This window comes from Photorhabdus heterorhabditis, assembly GCF_018448905.1.
Taxonomy (GTDB): Bacteria; Pseudomonadota; Gammaproteobacteria; order Enterobacterales; family Enterobacteriaceae; genus Photorhabdus; species Photorhabdus heterorhabditis.
Map to the genome: position 1 here is coordinate 232,170 of NZ_RCWA01000002.1, position 14,028 is coordinate 246,197.

The window sequence follows — 14,028 nt, forward strand, 5'->3', positions numbered from 1 at the left end:
GTAATACGCCATCCCGTGATAGCCAAACATTTAATTGCGATGCTCAAAAGCCAGTGCACGGCGCTCAATCATCCTCATCAGTAAGGTCAAGATACCGTTAACACACAAGTAAATCACACCAGCGGCAACAAAAGCCATTGCATCATAATTACGGCCAAACAAAAGCTGGCTGTATCCCATTACTTCCAACAGAGTAATTGTGCTGGCAAGAGAAGTACTTTTGAAAATTAATATGACTTCGTTGGAATAGGAAGACAACGCTCGTTTGAAGGCATATGGCAGCAAGATCTGCATAGATTGTGCTTTAGACATTCCCAACGCTTGGCAGGAGTGCCACTGACCGGCAGGGATTGCTTTTACTGCACCGTAAAATAGCTGAGTAGAATAGGCTGCACTGTTAAGCGCTAGCGTCACCATTGCACAGAACCAGGGTTCAGACAGTAGCTGCCAAAATAACGGATACTCTTTTATGGATGGAAATTGCCCAGGCCCGTAATAAACCAAAAAGAATTGCACCAGCAAAGGAGTGCCGGTAAATAGAGTAACGTAGATTTTTACCAGTTGTGTCAGTACCGGCAATTTCATGGTCAGAACCATAGTGAACAGCGCGGATAGCGTGAAAGCGACAAAAAGAGCGGCAATAGTTAAACTCAGGCTGATTTGCAGCCCTGGCAAAATTTGTTGAATATATTCAAGCATCAGGAAGCACTCCGATCAAAGCGAGTGGTATGCATCTCAATTTTCTTCAGAATCAATTGACTGATCAGGGTGATAGCCAGATAGATAAGCGCCACAATCATATACCAGGTAAAGGGTTCTTGAGTACGTGTTGCAATACTTTTGGTTTGCAACATCAGATCATTGACGCTGATAAGCGATACCAACGCAGTATCTTTCAGCAAAACTAACCACTGATTGCTAAGCCCGGGTAGAGCATGTCGCCACATTTGGGGCATTATCAGGCGGAAAAATATTTCTGCGCGACCAAGACCCAATGCAAGACCGGCTTCCCATTGGCCGATAGGAATGGCTTTTATCGCCCCTCTCAGTGTCTGGGATGCATAAGCTGAATAGAGCAGGGAAAGTGCAATAACACCACAGAGGAATGGGCTGACATAAAAATCTTGAATATCTATCTGAATTCTGGGATGCCAGAAAATAAGATAAACATCAAAGCCATCAGCCAACATCATCAGGAATTGTGATGCGCCGGAGTAGACAAACAGCACAACCAAAATTTCCGGTAATCCTCTGCACAGCGTAACCCAGCAGGTGCCAAGCATGGCGAAGGGTTTCCAGCGAGCTGATTCCCAAGCCGCAAAGATCATTGCCAGAATCAGACCAAGCACTAATGCAGAAATGGCAAGGCCGACGGTGATGCCGGCGGCGTTGACTAAAGATTGAAATTCATTCATTGAGATTCAGTTATTATTCAAACCATTTTTTATAGATGATGTCATAAGTGCCATCTTGTTTGATATCAGTTAATGCTTTGTTCAGCTTCTCCTGTAGCGCTTTGTTACCTTTACGAACTGCAAAGCCTAAGCCGATGCCAAAGTAGTTTTGATCAGTGACTTTATTACCCACTGTACTTAAGTTTTCATTCTTTTTCAGCCACTCATTTATAACGGCAGTGTCACCGAAGATAGCATCCAGACGACCGTTTTTCAGATCCAGAATTGCATTCTGATAGCTATCATAAGGAACGGTTTTAATTTCTTTCCGTTGTTCTATCAAGTATTTCTGGTGAGTTGTTCCGTTCTGGATGCCCACTTGTTTGCCTTTCAATTCCTCGATACCGGAGATTTTGCCTTTAATTGTGATAAATATCGCTGAGTTGTCATAATAAGTATCAGTAAAATCAACCTGTTTCTGACGCTCAGGTGTGATGTCTATACCTGCCGCTAAAGCATCAAAACGACGAAATTTCAGGCTTGGAATTAGACTATCAAATGATTGGTTAGTGAAAGTGCATGTAGCATTAATTTTCGTACAGAGGGCATTTGCCAGATCTATGTCAAAGCCTTGTATTTTGTTGTTTGCATCAATGAACTCAAACGGCGGATAAGTCGCTTCCGTAGCAAAACGAATGGTCTCTTTTTCCGTGGCGGTTGCAGATAAAGTCACTGCACCGAAGAGGGCTGCAAACAGTAATTTTTTCATCGCTATATCCTATTAATAGTTAGTGTGACAGATAATTAGCAAAGGCTTTGGTTTGTGGTTGAGTAAAATGACGGGTATCACCTTGTTCTATAATGTGGCCGTTTTCCATATATACGACACGGTTTGCGGCTTTACGGGCAATTTCCACTTCATGAGTAACGATAATCTGTGTGATACCTGTTTCGGACAATTCATGAATAATGTTCACAACCTGTGCTGTAATTTCCGGATCTAGTGCGGCAGTGGGTTCATCAAATAACAAAACCTGTGGTTCCATCATCAATGCTCGGGCAATAGCGACCCGTTGTTGTTGCCCTCCAGATAAATGTTGCGGAAAGCGGCCAGCAAAATCATTTAAGCGCAAACGGGAAAGTATCTTATCTGCTTTTGCCAGCGCCTGTTGTTTGGATAAACCGAGCACACGGCAAGGCGCTTCGATTAGATTATTCATAACAGTCAGGTGGGGCCACAAGTTATATTGTTGAAAAACCATACCTACATTCTGACGTAGAGAGCGAATCTCTTTGGGGCCGGGTGTCTGTTCAAAATCGAATTGATGATTAGCGATATTCAACTGACCGGAACACGGTATTTCCAGCAAGTTTAATACCCGCAATAAAGTGCTTTTACCAGCACCACTCGGTCCCAGCAAAACCACGGTTTCCCCTGAGGAACACTCAAGATTAATGTCAAACAGTGCTTGATGCGCACCGTAATAGCAATCAATGTTTTTTAATTGAATACTCATGCTTTATTTCTGAATAGTCAGTGATTTAGTATGATGCTAAACCTGTTGGCATAATTATGCAATATTTTATACATATAATATCACCAATTGATATTTCAATTACATATCTGATTAACTTGTTCTATTCGCTGTTGACACTGTTCTTTAACAAGAGCTTATTTATGCTGTTTTCATGCTAAAAAGATTGAGTAAGACGTCCATTGATAAGCAATTAAGGTGAATAGTTATCGCTTACTACTGATGGCGATCAAGTCCTAGAATCATAATTTATGACATCAAATATTATTGTGGCTGAAATTCTGGTTAAGTAAAGAATGCTATCAGTAAAGGAGCCAGTAAGCTCAATACAAAACCGTGAACAATAGCTGCTGGAACGATACTGACACCACCACACCGTTGTAACACTGGTAGGGTGAAATCCATAGAAGTTGCACCACTTAACCCTATTGCGCTTGAGCGATATCGATTGACCAAGGCTGGAATTAGCATAATCGCTGCCAGTTCACGTGCCAGGTCGTTAAAGAATGCGGCACTGCCGATTACTGGCCCATAAGCATCAGAAAGCAAGATACCAGAGAGGGAATACCAGCCATAACCGGAAGCAAGTGCTAAACCTGTTTTCACTGGCAGTCCAAGGATAAATGCTGCAATTGCACCACCAACAAGCGCACTGATCGCGACAATAATCGCAATAATCATACCTCGGCGGTTCAGCAATATTTGTTTCAGGTTCATACCGCTGTTACGTAATTGAATACCTACCAGTAACAGCAAAATAACCAGAGCAATTTCACTGGCACGACTGGCGAAATGCAGCCACGACCAGCCGGTTAGTCCAAGTAGGAAACCTAAAATCAGAACGCCACATAATTTCAGTGATTCAAAAACCATATGTAAGCGGGCAGGGGGCTTTTCCTGTTTGTGCGGACCGGCAATCCATGGATCACGTTTTTCAAGAAGGAATAATGCCAGCATATTGGTGGCAAAAATACACAAGAAGAATATAGTTGCATACTGAAAAATAGAGAAGAGGTTACGGCCTAAATCTTCTAGCAAAGCAAGGCTTACCCCCATTAAAAACAAAATAACGTATACCATCGCATTGAGGAGGCGATGAACAGCATTTAGCAGTGTTTGATTATTCGAACGGAAAAAATAACCAAGCGTTAACGGTAAAAGAATGATCAACAGCCCAGAATACATAATTAACATCCTTATAAAACAGTTAACGTCTTTTTTATCCAAGTTTAGTGCGGAAATTAACCTGAAAGACCACAAAAATAAATATAACAATTTTTTTACACTAAGAGAATAGTCAAGGTAGGGAGAAGCAGGTTGCTGCTTAAAGAATTTTTTATTCTTAATGTTGGTGTGTTATTAATAACTTTTAGTGGGTATAAAACTCAAACGGAATTGCATCTATACCCAATAGATTTCAAGATGCATCGCGACGGCAAGGGAGCGAATCCCCGGGAGCATAGATAACTCTGTGACTGGGGTGAGTGAGTGCTGCTAACAAAGAGGCAACTTGAAAGATAACAGGTATATTTGGGATGAGTGGAAATTTCTGTTTTTCGTGGCATTACAAGAAACATAGTTTTTGTCATTCCTTCTGATCTAATGTTTAAGATGGTGATATTTAAATGAATTTTATTCGTTCGAAACGTCGATGGATGGTGTTGTTAGTTATTGTGGCAGTTATCGCGTTAGTTTTGGCGTATTTTCTGCATAGGCCAGAAACGGTTAAATATCAGACTGTATCCGTCATTAAAGGCGATTTGCAAAAGAATGTATTAGCAACAGGTAAACTGGATGCGGTCAGAAAAGTGGATGTTGGAGCACAAGTTAGCGGACAGTTGCAGAACTTGTATGTTGAAGAGGGAGATAAGGTGACAAAAGGCCAGTTACTGGCGTTGATCGATCCTAAACCTGCCCAAAACCAAGTAAAAGAAGTTGAAGCGACGATCAAAGAGCTGAATGCCAATTTGATGGAAGCTAGAGCACAATTGAAACTGGCACAGCTGACATTGCAACGTCAGAATAATCTGGCAAAAGTGCAGGCGGTATCTCATCAGGAATTGGACCAGGCTAAAACGGATGTTGAAGTAAAAAGAGCGAAGGTAGAAACATTGCTGGCGCAAATAAGTAAAAATCAGGCCAGCCTAGATACTGCCCAAACTAATTTGCAATACACTCGTATTACTGCCCCGATGGATGGCATTGTTGTCAATATCAAAACACTTCAAGGGCAAACGGTAATTGCGGCACAGGAAGCGCCTACTATTCTGACATTGGCTGATCTAGGAACGATGTTGGTAAAAGCGGAAGTATCAGAGGCTGATGTGATTTACCTGAAACCGGGTCAGAAAGCTTCATTTACTGTATTAGGTGCACCAGATAAAAATTTTCCAGGAGTGTTGAAAGATGTTTTGCCGACGCCAGAAAAGATTAATGATGCAATTTTCTTTTATGCCCGCTTTGAAGTGGCTAATCCTGAACAACTTTTGCGTTTGCAAATGACTGCTCAAGTGAAAATTCAGCTGGATTCCTATCATGGCATTTTAATGATCCCGCTTTCTGCTTTGGGTAGGCAAATTACATCAACCCGTTATGAAGTGGATGTTTTGAATGGGGGTAAAGAAGAGAAGAAGGAAGTGAACATTGGTGTACGCAATGATGTAGATGTACAGATTTTATCCGGTCTGAAAGAAAATGAGCAGGTGATTACCAGCCGTGGTGAAGCAGGGGATGAGTAATGAATGCGTTACTTGAGCTAAAAAACATAGAGCGCAGTTACCCGGCTGGCGAGGAACAGGTAAAAGTACTGGATAATGTCACTTTATCTATTTATGCCGGTGAGATGGTCGCGATCATTGGCGCTTCAGGATCGGGTAAATCGACACTGATGAATATCCTTGGCTGTCTTGATAAACCCAGTCATGGTGAATACCGGGTTGCGGGGCAGAATATTGCTGAACTGAATAATGATGAACTGGCTGCATTGAGACGGGAGCATTTTGGATTCATTTTTCAGCGCTATCATTTGCTGACCCATTTAACCGCTGAACAGAATGTAGAGATTCCTGCTGTTTATGCAGGAGCGGTTAAAACAGAGCGCAGGCAGAGAGCGATAGAATTGCTTAGTCGTCTGGGGCTAGAAGAGAGAATCAACTATCGGCCAGGGCAGCTCTCTGGGGGACAGCAACAGAGAGTCAGTATTGCCAGAGCGCTGATGAATGGTGGTCAGGTTATTTTAGCTGATGAGCCAACAGGGGCGTTGGATAGCCATTCCGGTGAAGAGGTGATGGTAATTCTCAAACAACTGTGTGAACAAGGGCATACCGTCATTATTGTCACTCATGATCCGAAAATTGCGGCTCAGGCACAGAGGGTTATTGAGATAAAAGATGGTCTCATTATGAGCGACTCTGGTCCGCAACTGCGTAAAAAAGTAACTGAGGTCCCGTCAGTGACATCAAAAATATCATCAATCCGCCAAATCTTTGGGCGGTTTAACGAGGCTTTATTGATGGCGTGGCGGGCAATGGTTGCCAACAAGATGCGAACTTTGTTGACCATGTTGGGGATTATTATTGGTATCGCATCGGTAGTGACTATTTTGGTCATCGGAGATGCGGCCAAGGCATTGGTGTTATCTAATATTAAAGAGATTGCAACAAATACCATTAGTGTTTATCCGGGAGAAGATTTTGGTAGTGACGATCCGGTCAGTAAGCAAGCGCTGAAAATAGCGGATGTCGATGCTATTAAAGTGCAGCCCTATATTCTGGCGGTTTCACCTGTGATTGAGGGGGGAATGCGTCTGCGTAAAGGAAACATTGATGTTGCGGCGAGAGTATCGGGTATTGGTGATGAATATTTTCAGGTTTATGCTCTGCGTTTTGCTCAGGGAATGAGTTTCACATCGGATATGGTACGCCGTCAGGGACAAGTTGTGGTTATTGATAAAAATACCCAGTGTAAGTTATTTCCTCACCAAAAAAATGTGATTGGGGAAGTCATCCTGATGGGGAATATGCCCGCTACCATTGTAGGGGTGATAGCTGAAAGAAAATCTGCATTTGGCAGTGATAGTTCATTACATGTCTGGTTGCCTTACAGCACAATGACCAGTCGCTTGATGAACCGCAATTACCTGGATTCTATTACCGTGAGAATAAAGGATGGCCATAATTCCAAAGATGCGGAACAGAAGATTGTTCAATTGCTGACTCTACGCCATGGAAAAAAGGATATTTTCACCTATAACACGGATATGCTGATAAAAACAGTGGAAAAAACCACCCGTACCTTACAACTCTTCTTGACAATGGTGGCAGTCATTTCACTGATCGTTGGCGGTATTGGTGTTATGAATATTATGTTGGTTTCGGTGACAGAACGCACGAGAGAGATCGGTATTCGTATGGCAGTAGGGGCCAGAACCAGTGATGTCATGCAGCAATTTCTGATAGAAGCTATTTTGGTTTGTCTAGTTGGTGGTGTTTTAGGAATTGCACTTTCCTATACGATTGCATTTATTGCTCAATTAGCGCTACCTGGTTGGCATTTTGTCTTCCAGCCCATTGCTTTACTGAGTGCTTTTGCTTGTTCTACCGCGATTGGGGTGATATTTGGGTTTCTGCCCGCCCGTAATGCTGCTCGCCTTGATCCAATAGAAGCTCTGGCAAGAGAATAAGTGAAAAAATGCTATGCCGCAGACAATTGCCTGCGGCGTGTAAGGTAATACCTGGTTATAACTCATAGGCTAAGTTATTTAGCCTTTGGGTTCGTTTTCAAGAGGAACAATCATGCTGGCATGATTTCCCTTTGGGCCTTGGTGAACGCTGAAATTCACCTTCTGGCCTGCTTTCAGCGTCCTGTAACCGTCCATCTGAATGGTTGAGTAATGAGCGAATATATCTTCTCCGCCGCTTGCAGGACAAATAAACCCAAAGCCCTTAGCATTATTGAACCACTTAACAGTACCTGTCTCCATACTTCGACATCCCTCGTTTAATAATTTCGGTTGAGATGAGTCATTAATATAACAGTCGTAAACAATCACATGTATACCTGTTATCTTTCAAGTTGCCTCTTTGTTGGCTGCACTCACTCACCCCAGTCACATAGTTATCTATGCTCCTGGGGATTCGCTCCCTTGCCGTCGCGATACATCTTGAAATCTATTGGGTATATACCTGTTATCTTTCAAGTTGCCTCTTTGTTGGCTGCACTCACTCACCCCAGTCACAGAGTTCGCTATGCACCCGGGGATTCGCTCCCTTGCCGTCTCGCACTGCATCTTGAAATCTATTGGGTATAAACAGTTACATTATCTGTGTTTGTTCACAAAACATACTGTAATAAAAATCAAATTCCCGTCAAGCACAGAACAAATGTCTGGTTGTTTTGAATGACTAAAGTTTGATATAGATAACGATATGAGTTTCGTTCATTCACTTTTATACCGAGTTTTCATAGGGGAATAGTCTGTGGTAAAAGGAGTTAACCAGATAATGATAAGATAAATGGGAACATAATTTATTTGCTGGTAGTGGCTGGTATTAGAGATTAATCCTGTTGGGAAAATAATGAACGATTATCATAATAGTTTGAAAAATAAGGAATCAGTTAAGGATGAACGACAGCAAAAATTGCAGCCGCCGTCAATGTATCAGGTCATTCTTAACAATGATGATTACACTCCGATGGAGTTTGTAGTTGACGTATTACGAAAGTTCTTTTCTTATGATATTGAACGGGCAACGCAATTAATGTTGGATGTCCATTATCAGGGAAAGGCTGTTTGTGGGGTTTATACTGCTGAGGTGGCAGAAACGAAAGCGGCTCAAGTAAATATGTATGCCAGGGAGCATCAGCATCCATTACTTTGTACGCTGGAAAAAATCTGACCAGTCATACTGATTTTAGGGGGAGGTGCTTATGCTCAACCAAGAGCTTGAACTTAGTCTTAATATTGCTTTTGCTAAAGCGCGGGATAACAGACATGAGTTTATGACCGTGGAGCACCTGTTGCTGGCGTTGTTAAGCAATTCATCAGCGCGTGAAGCATTGGAAGCTTGCAAGGTCGATCTGGTTCAATTGCGCCAGGAACTGGAGAATTTCATTTCACAAACCACACCATTATTGCCTGAAAATGATGAACGGGAGACTCAGCCGACATTGAGTTTTCAGCGTGTTCTTCAACGTGCGGTATTTCATGTTCAGTCTTCTGGGCGTTCCGAAGTGTCAGGGGCTAATGTACTGGTGGCTATTTTCAGCGAGCAGGAGTCTCAGGCGGCTTATTTGCTGCGTAAACATGATGTCAGCCGCCTGGATGTGGTTAATTTCATTTCTCATGGGGCTCAGAAAGAAGACACTGAATCGGATCATCTAGGAACAGGTGCGCAGGCTGCGGAAGAACCGCCGGTAGGTGAAGATCGTCTGGAGAATTTTACCGCTAATCTTAATCAACTCGCTCAGAAAGGGCAGATTGATCCATTGATTGGTCGCCAGGGCGAGTTAGAGAGAACGATTCAAGTATTGTGCCGTCGCCGGAAAAATAACCCATTGTTGGTAGGTGAATCGGGGGTTGGTAAGACAGCTATTGCTGAAGGGTTAGCATGGCGGATTGTGCAAAAAGATGTGCCGGAAGTGATGGCGGATTGTACGATTTATTCACTGGATATAGGTTCATTGCTGGCAGGGACTAAATATCGTGGTGATTTTGAGAAGCGCTTCAAATCTCTGTTAAAAACCCTTGAGCAGGATAGAAAAAGTATTCTATTCATAGATGAAATCCATACCATTATTGGTGCGGGTGCGGCGTCAGGGGGGCAAGTAGATGCGGCCAATCTGATTAAGCCACTATTATCCAGTGGTCGAATCAGGGTGATTGGGTCCACGACCTATCATGAGTTCAGTAATATTTTTGAAAAAGATCGGGCGCTGGCTCGTCGTTTTCAGAAGATTGATATTGTGGAGCCATCACCAGAAGAGACAGTACAGATTATTAAAGGGTTGCGGACCAAATATGAGGCGCACCATGATGTGCGTTATACCACGAAAGCTATTCGTGCTGCGGTTGATTTGTCAGTGAAATACATTACTGACCGTCATTTACCGGATAAAGCCATAGATGTTATTGATGAGGCAGGAGCGCGTACTCGTTTGGTGCCAGTCAGCCGTCGTAAGAAAACAATCAATGTATCGGATATTGAATCTGTTGTCGCGCGTATTGCTCGTATTCCTGAGAAAACCGTTTCTGCCAGTGATAAGGATGTTCTGAAGACGCTGGATGATCGGTTGAAAATGTTGGTGTTTGGTCAGGACACCGCAATTGCGGCATTGACTGAAGCCATTAAAATGAGTCGTGCAGGATTAGGGCAGGATAATAAACCAGTGGGTTCTTTTCTGCTTGCAGGCCCGACAGGTGTTGGTAAGACAGAGGTCACCGTCCAACTTGCCAGGGTGCTGAATATTAAATTATTGCGCTTTGATATGTCGGAATATATGGAGCGCCATACCGTAAGCCGTCTGATTGGTGCACCGCCGGGATATGTTGGTTTTGATCAGGGAGGATTACTGACAGATGCTGTGATTAAACACCCTCATTCAGTATTGTTGCTTGATGAGATCGAAAAAGCGCATCCCGATGTATTTAATCTGTTATTACAGGTCATGGATAACGGTACCCTGACCGATAACAATGGCCGTAAAGCGGATTTCCGCAATGTTATTTTGGTCATGACAACGAACGCGGGTGTACGTGAAACTCAGCGCACATCCATTGGATTTAAGCAGCAGGATAACAGTTCTGATGCAATGGAAGAGATCAAGAAGGTATTTACACCAGAATTCCGTAACCGCCTTGATGGCATCATCTGGTTTAATGCGCTTTCTATTGAGGTTATTCAGCAGGTAGTAGATAAATTTATTGTTGCACTGCAAGCACAATTGGATGAAAAAGGCGTTTCACTGGAGGTCAGTGCAGATGCCCGTCAATGGTTGTGTGATAAAGGATATGATAAAACGATGGGTGCTCGTCCAATGGCTCGGGTTATTCAGGATAGTTTGAAGAAACCGCTGGCAAATGAATTGTTGTTTGGCTCATTAGTTCACGGCGGTTCAGTTAGTATTGGTCTGGATAAGGCAAAACAAGTGCTGACTTATGATTTCAGTAATGCTTATAAGCAGAAACCAGAAGATGTAGTGCACTGATATAGGATCGCACCACAGGCGAATATAAAACTGCTATTGCCTGTGGTGTAATACCTAAAAACGGTAATGAATCAGCGGCTACGGAAGACGATACGGCCTTTGCTCAGGTCATATGGGGTCAGCTCAACTGTAACCTTGTCGCCTGTCAGGATGCGAATGTAGTTTTTACGCATTTTACCTGAGATGTGAGCAGTAACTACGTGCCCGTTTTCTAATTCAACGCGGAACATAGTGTTTGGTAGTGTGTCTAGCACGGTACCTTGCATTTCAATATTGTCTTCTTTGGCCATCTAATCCTCTAAGTTTAACAACCATCGTTTTTAACGGGCAAGATAATGCCGAAAAACCCTCATTATGTAAAGGAATGTTGTATTTTGAACCACTATTTTGCAAACAGCGCAAAGTGACAGGTCCATCAAAATCAACATTAATGGGTAAAATGTTGATTATAATTCCAGTACTTGTTGCAACCAGCAGCCTGGTTTTAATGGTCGATTTCTAAATTGATAAAGATACTGAATGAATTTTTCCCTGGAGATTTCTTTCGCTCCTAATGACGCGGTGTGATGGTTCAGAACCTGGCAATCAATTAGGTCACCATAGTGTCGCAGGAAGTGGTGATAAAAAGCAATAAGCGCGCATTTGGATGCATTCTCCATTTTGCTGAACATAGACTCACCGCAAAATAGTGTACCAACGCTGACACCGTACAGGCCACCAACAAGCCGTTCATCATGCCAGACTTCTACTGAATGCGCCTGTCCTGTCTGATGTAATACCTGATAACCTTGCTTAACATCCCTGCCTATCCAGGTTCCTTCCTGCCGTTGTGCGCAGGAGTCGATCACTTGTTCAAAAGCATGATTTACCGTAATACGGTATGGGTGATTTCGCAGAAACCGACGTAATGTCCGACCAGTATGTAATTCACCCTTAATGATTACCGCTCGCGGATCAGGAGACCACCAAAGCGGCACTTCATTTGGTAAAAACCAGGGGAAAATTCCTTCATTGTAAGCTGCATTCAATCGTCCAGCAGATAAATCTCCTCCTACTGCCAGCAGGCCATTAGGTTCCGTTAATGCCTCTTCTGGCAGAGGAAAGCCATATGAATCATCCAGTTGAATTATTGGCATTGTGTATTACAGCTCCGATTCAGGACCAATACGATATTGTTGCTGATAAAACTGATAATAGTGGCCTTGTTGAGCCAATAACTCATCATGCTGTCCTTGTTCAACAATTGTACCTCCGTCCATAACGTAAATACGGTTCATATGGTGAAGCCCGTACAGACGATGAGTAACAATAATCAATGTCTTATGCTGACAGTGTTGGTGCAGCAGGGACAGAATTTGCTGCTCAGTGTCTGCATCAAGCCCTTCAGTGGGTTCATCTAATAACATCAGTGGTGCTGAGTGCAATAATGCTCTGGCAATTCCCAGACGGCGTTGTTCACCGCCTGATAACTGACGACCGCCTTCGCCCATCCAGCAGTTCAGCCCTTCATCTGTTGCCAGCAAATTGCTTAAACCTACCTGTTTCAACACAATTTCCAATTCATTATCGGTTGCATTGGGTTTTGCCAATAATAAATTTTCACGTAAAGTATGGCTGAATACATGAACACGTTGTGAAACGACAGACATCATACTGCGCAGAGTGGGTTCGTCATAAATAGAAACAGGATGCTGGTTCAGACAGATAGTGCCTGCATCACTATTCCATGCGCGTGTTAGTAACTGTAACAAAGTCGATTTACCGCAACCTGTTTTTCCTAACAGAGCGATATGCTCTCCTGCTTGCAAGGAGAGAGAAATGTTTTTCAAGACCGGTAATGCCTGACCGGGATAAGTGAAACTGAGATTTTCAATGTCAACATTGACCTGCTCTGAGCTTTTTGGCCCTGATGCGGGGAAAATAATTTCCGGCTGTTGTTGCATCAATTGGGAAACGCGGGTTGCCGAGGTAATAACTTGCCCCAGATGCTGGAATGCGGCAGTGACAGGACCTAGGGCTTCAAAAGCCGCAAGAGAGCAGAAAACAAACAGCGCAATCAATGCTCCTGGCTGGTGGTTATCACCGACACCATTAGCTGCCATCCATAGGATCAACGTGACAGTCATCCCGGTAGCAAAAATCATGATTGCTTGTGACAAGCCTGTTAGATTAGCTTGCTGTTGCTGACGCTTTAACCAACGGGACTCAATATCCTCCATCGACTTGCGGAAGCGGCCAAGTGCACCGAATACCATTAATTCGGCTTGCCCCTGTAATGCCGCAGTGAGTTGAGTACGGTACTGACCACGCAGAATAGTTAAATCGCGGCCAATGGGTTTACCTGCGTTATAGAATACAAAGGGTAGCAGGAGCAGCAGAGCCAGCATAATACCGCCGAGAGTATAAGCCAGCGTGAGATCCAGAAAACCAAGGCCGAAAGTCAGTATGATGATGATAACAAAGGCGGCAAATATCGGTGAAATGACCCGTAAATAGAGATGATCCAGTGTTTCAACATCAGCAACCAACCGATTTAGTAATTCACCTTGGCGAAAACGGGCAATGCCTCCCGGAGAAAGGGGTAAAATTTTCTGAAATGCAAATACTCGCAAATGAGCCAGTACACGGAACGTTGCATCATGGCTGACCAACCGTTCAGCATAACGCCCGGCAGTACGCAGAATGGCAGATCCACGGACACCCGCAGCCGGTAACATATAGTTGAATGTATAGATTCCGCTAAAACCGGCCAATGCTGTGCCTGCAAGGAACCAACCAGAGAGCGTCAGCAAGCCTATGCTGGCGAGCATAGTCACCGTAGCTAATACCATTCCCAGACTGATAAGAAACCAATGGCGGCGATAGAGCGCCAGAAATGGAAGCAATACCTGCAT

At 43.5% G+C, this 14,028-nt stretch carries 13 protein-coding genes; 4 read left to right on the plus strand and 9 right to left on the minus strand.

Annotated features, from left to right (window positions below; all coding sequences use genetic code 11):
* Positions 1–30 precede the first annotated feature (30 nt).
* The 5 genes from artM to EAE89_RS02250 all read right to left on the minus strand — a co-directional run bounded on the left by artM (position 31) and on the right by EAE89_RS02250 (position 4,114).
* The gene (artM, locus tag EAE89_RS02230; RefSeq protein ID WP_054480137.1) at positions 31–699 is read right to left on the minus strand and encodes an arginine ABC transporter permease ArtM; all 669 of its coding nucleotides are present in this window, start codon (positions 697–699) and stop codon (positions 31–33) included.
* Positions 699–1,415: an arginine ABC transporter permease ArtQ gene (gene artQ, locus EAE89_RS02235; protein ID WP_149616525.1), complete on the minus strand. Its 717-nt coding sequence runs from the start codon at positions 1,413–1,415 to the stop codon at positions 699–701. The genes artM and artQ overlap by 1 nt, the downstream gene beginning before the upstream one ends.
* 13 nt (positions 1,416–1,428) lie before the next feature.
* Positions 1,429–2,163 (minus strand): arginine ABC transporter substrate-binding protein, encoded by a 735-nt coding sequence (gene artJ / locus EAE89_RS02240; protein ID WP_054480135.1) that lies wholly within the window; start codon positions 2,161–2,163, stop codon positions 1,429–1,431.
* A 19-nt stretch (positions 2,164–2,182) separates the two neighbouring features.
* Positions 2,183–2,911 (minus strand): arginine ABC transporter ATP-binding protein ArtP, encoded by a 729-nt coding sequence (gene artP / locus EAE89_RS02245; protein WP_054480134.1) that lies wholly within the window; start codon positions 2,909–2,911, stop codon positions 2,183–2,185.
* 303 nt (positions 2,912–3,214) lie between these two features.
* Positions 3,215–4,114, minus strand: coding sequence for a LysO family transporter (locus tag EAE89_RS02250; protein WP_214085302.1), 900 nt, complete (start codon positions 4,112–4,114; stop codon positions 3,215–3,217).
* A gap of 440 nt (positions 4,115–4,554) precedes the next feature.
* Here EAE89_RS02250 and macA point away from each other — a divergent pair, with 440 nt between their 5' ends.
* Positions 4,555–5,667 carry a macrolide transporter subunit MacA gene (gene macA, locus EAE89_RS02255; protein WP_054480131.1) on the plus strand — a complete coding sequence of 371 codons (1,113 nt, stop codon included), beginning with the start codon at positions 4,555–4,557 and terminating at the stop codon, positions 5,665–5,667.
* The gene (gene macB, locus EAE89_RS02260) at positions 5,667–7,610 is read left to right on the plus strand and encodes a macrolide ABC transporter ATP-binding protein/permease MacB (protein WP_214085303.1); all 1,944 of its coding nucleotides are present in this window, start codon (positions 5,667–5,669) and stop codon (positions 7,608–7,610) included. The genes macA and macB overlap by 1 nt, the downstream gene beginning before the upstream one ends.
* 78 nt (positions 7,611–7,688) lie before the next feature.
* Here macB and cspD read toward each other — a convergent pair whose 3' ends face one another.
* Positions 7,689–7,910: a cold shock-like protein CspD gene (gene cspD, locus EAE89_RS02265; RefSeq protein WP_054480129.1), complete on the minus strand. Its 222-nt coding sequence runs from the start codon at positions 7,908–7,910 to the stop codon at positions 7,689–7,691.
* 595 nt (positions 7,911–8,505) lie between these two features.
* On the opposite strand from cspD, the gene clpS reads away from it, so the two are divergent.
* Positions 8,506–8,826, plus strand: coding sequence for an ATP-dependent Clp protease adapter ClpS (gene clpS, locus EAE89_RS02270; RefSeq protein WP_054480128.1), 321 nt, complete (start codon positions 8,506–8,508; stop codon positions 8,824–8,826).
* Positions 8,827–8,857: 31 nt separating this feature from the next.
* Positions 8,858–11,134 carry an ATP-dependent Clp protease ATP-binding subunit ClpA gene (gene clpA, locus EAE89_RS02275; RefSeq protein WP_149616527.1) on the plus strand — a complete coding sequence of 759 codons (2,277 nt, stop codon included), beginning with the start codon at positions 8,858–8,860 and terminating at the stop codon, positions 11,132–11,134.
* Positions 11,135–11,205: 71 nt separating this feature from the next.
* Here the strand turns inward: clpA and infA are convergent, their stop codons facing one another.
* The 3 genes from infA to cydC all read right to left on the minus strand — a co-directional run bounded on the left by infA (position 11,206) and on the right by cydC (position 14,028).
* A complete protein-coding gene (infA, locus tag EAE89_RS02280) occupies positions 11,206–11,424 on the minus strand; it encodes a translation initiation factor IF-1 (RefSeq protein WP_002211347.1) in 219 nt (72 codons plus the stop codon).
* 156 nt (positions 11,425–11,580) lie between these two features.
* Entirely contained in the window at positions 11,581–12,270 is a 690-nt protein-coding gene (gene aat / locus EAE89_RS02285) for a leucyl/phenylalanyl-tRNA--protein transferase (protein ID WP_214085304.1), read from the minus strand.
* A 6-nt stretch (positions 12,271–12,276) separates the two neighbouring features.
* Positions 12,277–14,028: a heme ABC transporter ATP-binding protein/permease CydC gene (gene cydC / locus EAE89_RS02290; RefSeq protein WP_054480125.1), complete on the minus strand. Its 1,752-nt coding sequence runs from the start codon at positions 14,026–14,028 to the stop codon at positions 12,277–12,279.

What these genes read in the sequence shown, in the direction of transcription:
- artM (WP_054480137.1), bottom strand. Translation starts at nt 699, where the DNA reads ATGCTTGAATATATTCAACAAATTTTGCCAGGGCTGCAAATCAGCCTG.
- artQ (WP_149616525.1), bottom strand. Translation starts at nt 1,415, where the DNA reads ATGAATGAATTTCAATCTTTAGTCAACGCCGCCGGCATCACCGTCGGC.
- artJ (WP_054480135.1), bottom strand. Translation starts at nt 2,163, where the DNA reads ATGAAAAAATTACTGTTTGCAGCCCTCTTCGGTGCAGTGACTTTATCT.
- artP (WP_054480134.1), bottom strand. Translation starts at nt 2,911, where the DNA reads ATGAGTATTCAATTAAAAAACATTGATTGCTATTACGGTGCGCATCAA.
- EAE89_RS02250 (WP_214085302.1), bottom strand. Translation starts at nt 4,114, where the DNA reads ATGTATTCTGGGCTGTTGATCATTCTTTTACCGTTAACGCTTGGTTAT.
- macA (WP_054480131.1), top strand. Translation starts at nt 4,555, where the DNA reads ATGAATTTTATTCGTTCGAAACGTCGATGGATGGTGTTGTTAGTTATT.
- macB (WP_214085303.1), top strand. Translation starts at nt 5,667, where the DNA reads ATGAATGCGTTACTTGAGCTAAAAAACATAGAGCGCAGTTACCCGGCT.
- cspD (WP_054480129.1), bottom strand. Translation starts at nt 7,910, where the DNA reads ATGGAGACAGGTACTGTTAAGTGGTTCAATAATGCTAAGGGCTTTGGG.
- clpS (WP_054480128.1), top strand. Translation starts at nt 8,506, where the DNA reads ATGAACGATTATCATAATAGTTTGAAAAATAAGGAATCAGTTAAGGAT.
- clpA (WP_149616527.1), top strand. Translation starts at nt 8,858, where the DNA reads ATGCTCAACCAAGAGCTTGAACTTAGTCTTAATATTGCTTTTGCTAAA.
- infA (WP_002211347.1), bottom strand. Translation starts at nt 11,424, where the DNA reads ATGGCCAAAGAAGACAATATTGAAATGCAAGGTACCGTGCTAGACACA.
- aat (WP_214085304.1), bottom strand. Translation starts at nt 12,270, where the DNA reads ATGCCAATAATTCAACTGGATGATTCATATGGCTTTCCTCTGCCAGAA.
- cydC (WP_054480125.1), bottom strand. Translation starts at nt 14,028, where the DNA reads ATGCAGGTATTGCTTCCATTTCTGGCGCTCTATCGCCGCCATTGGTTT.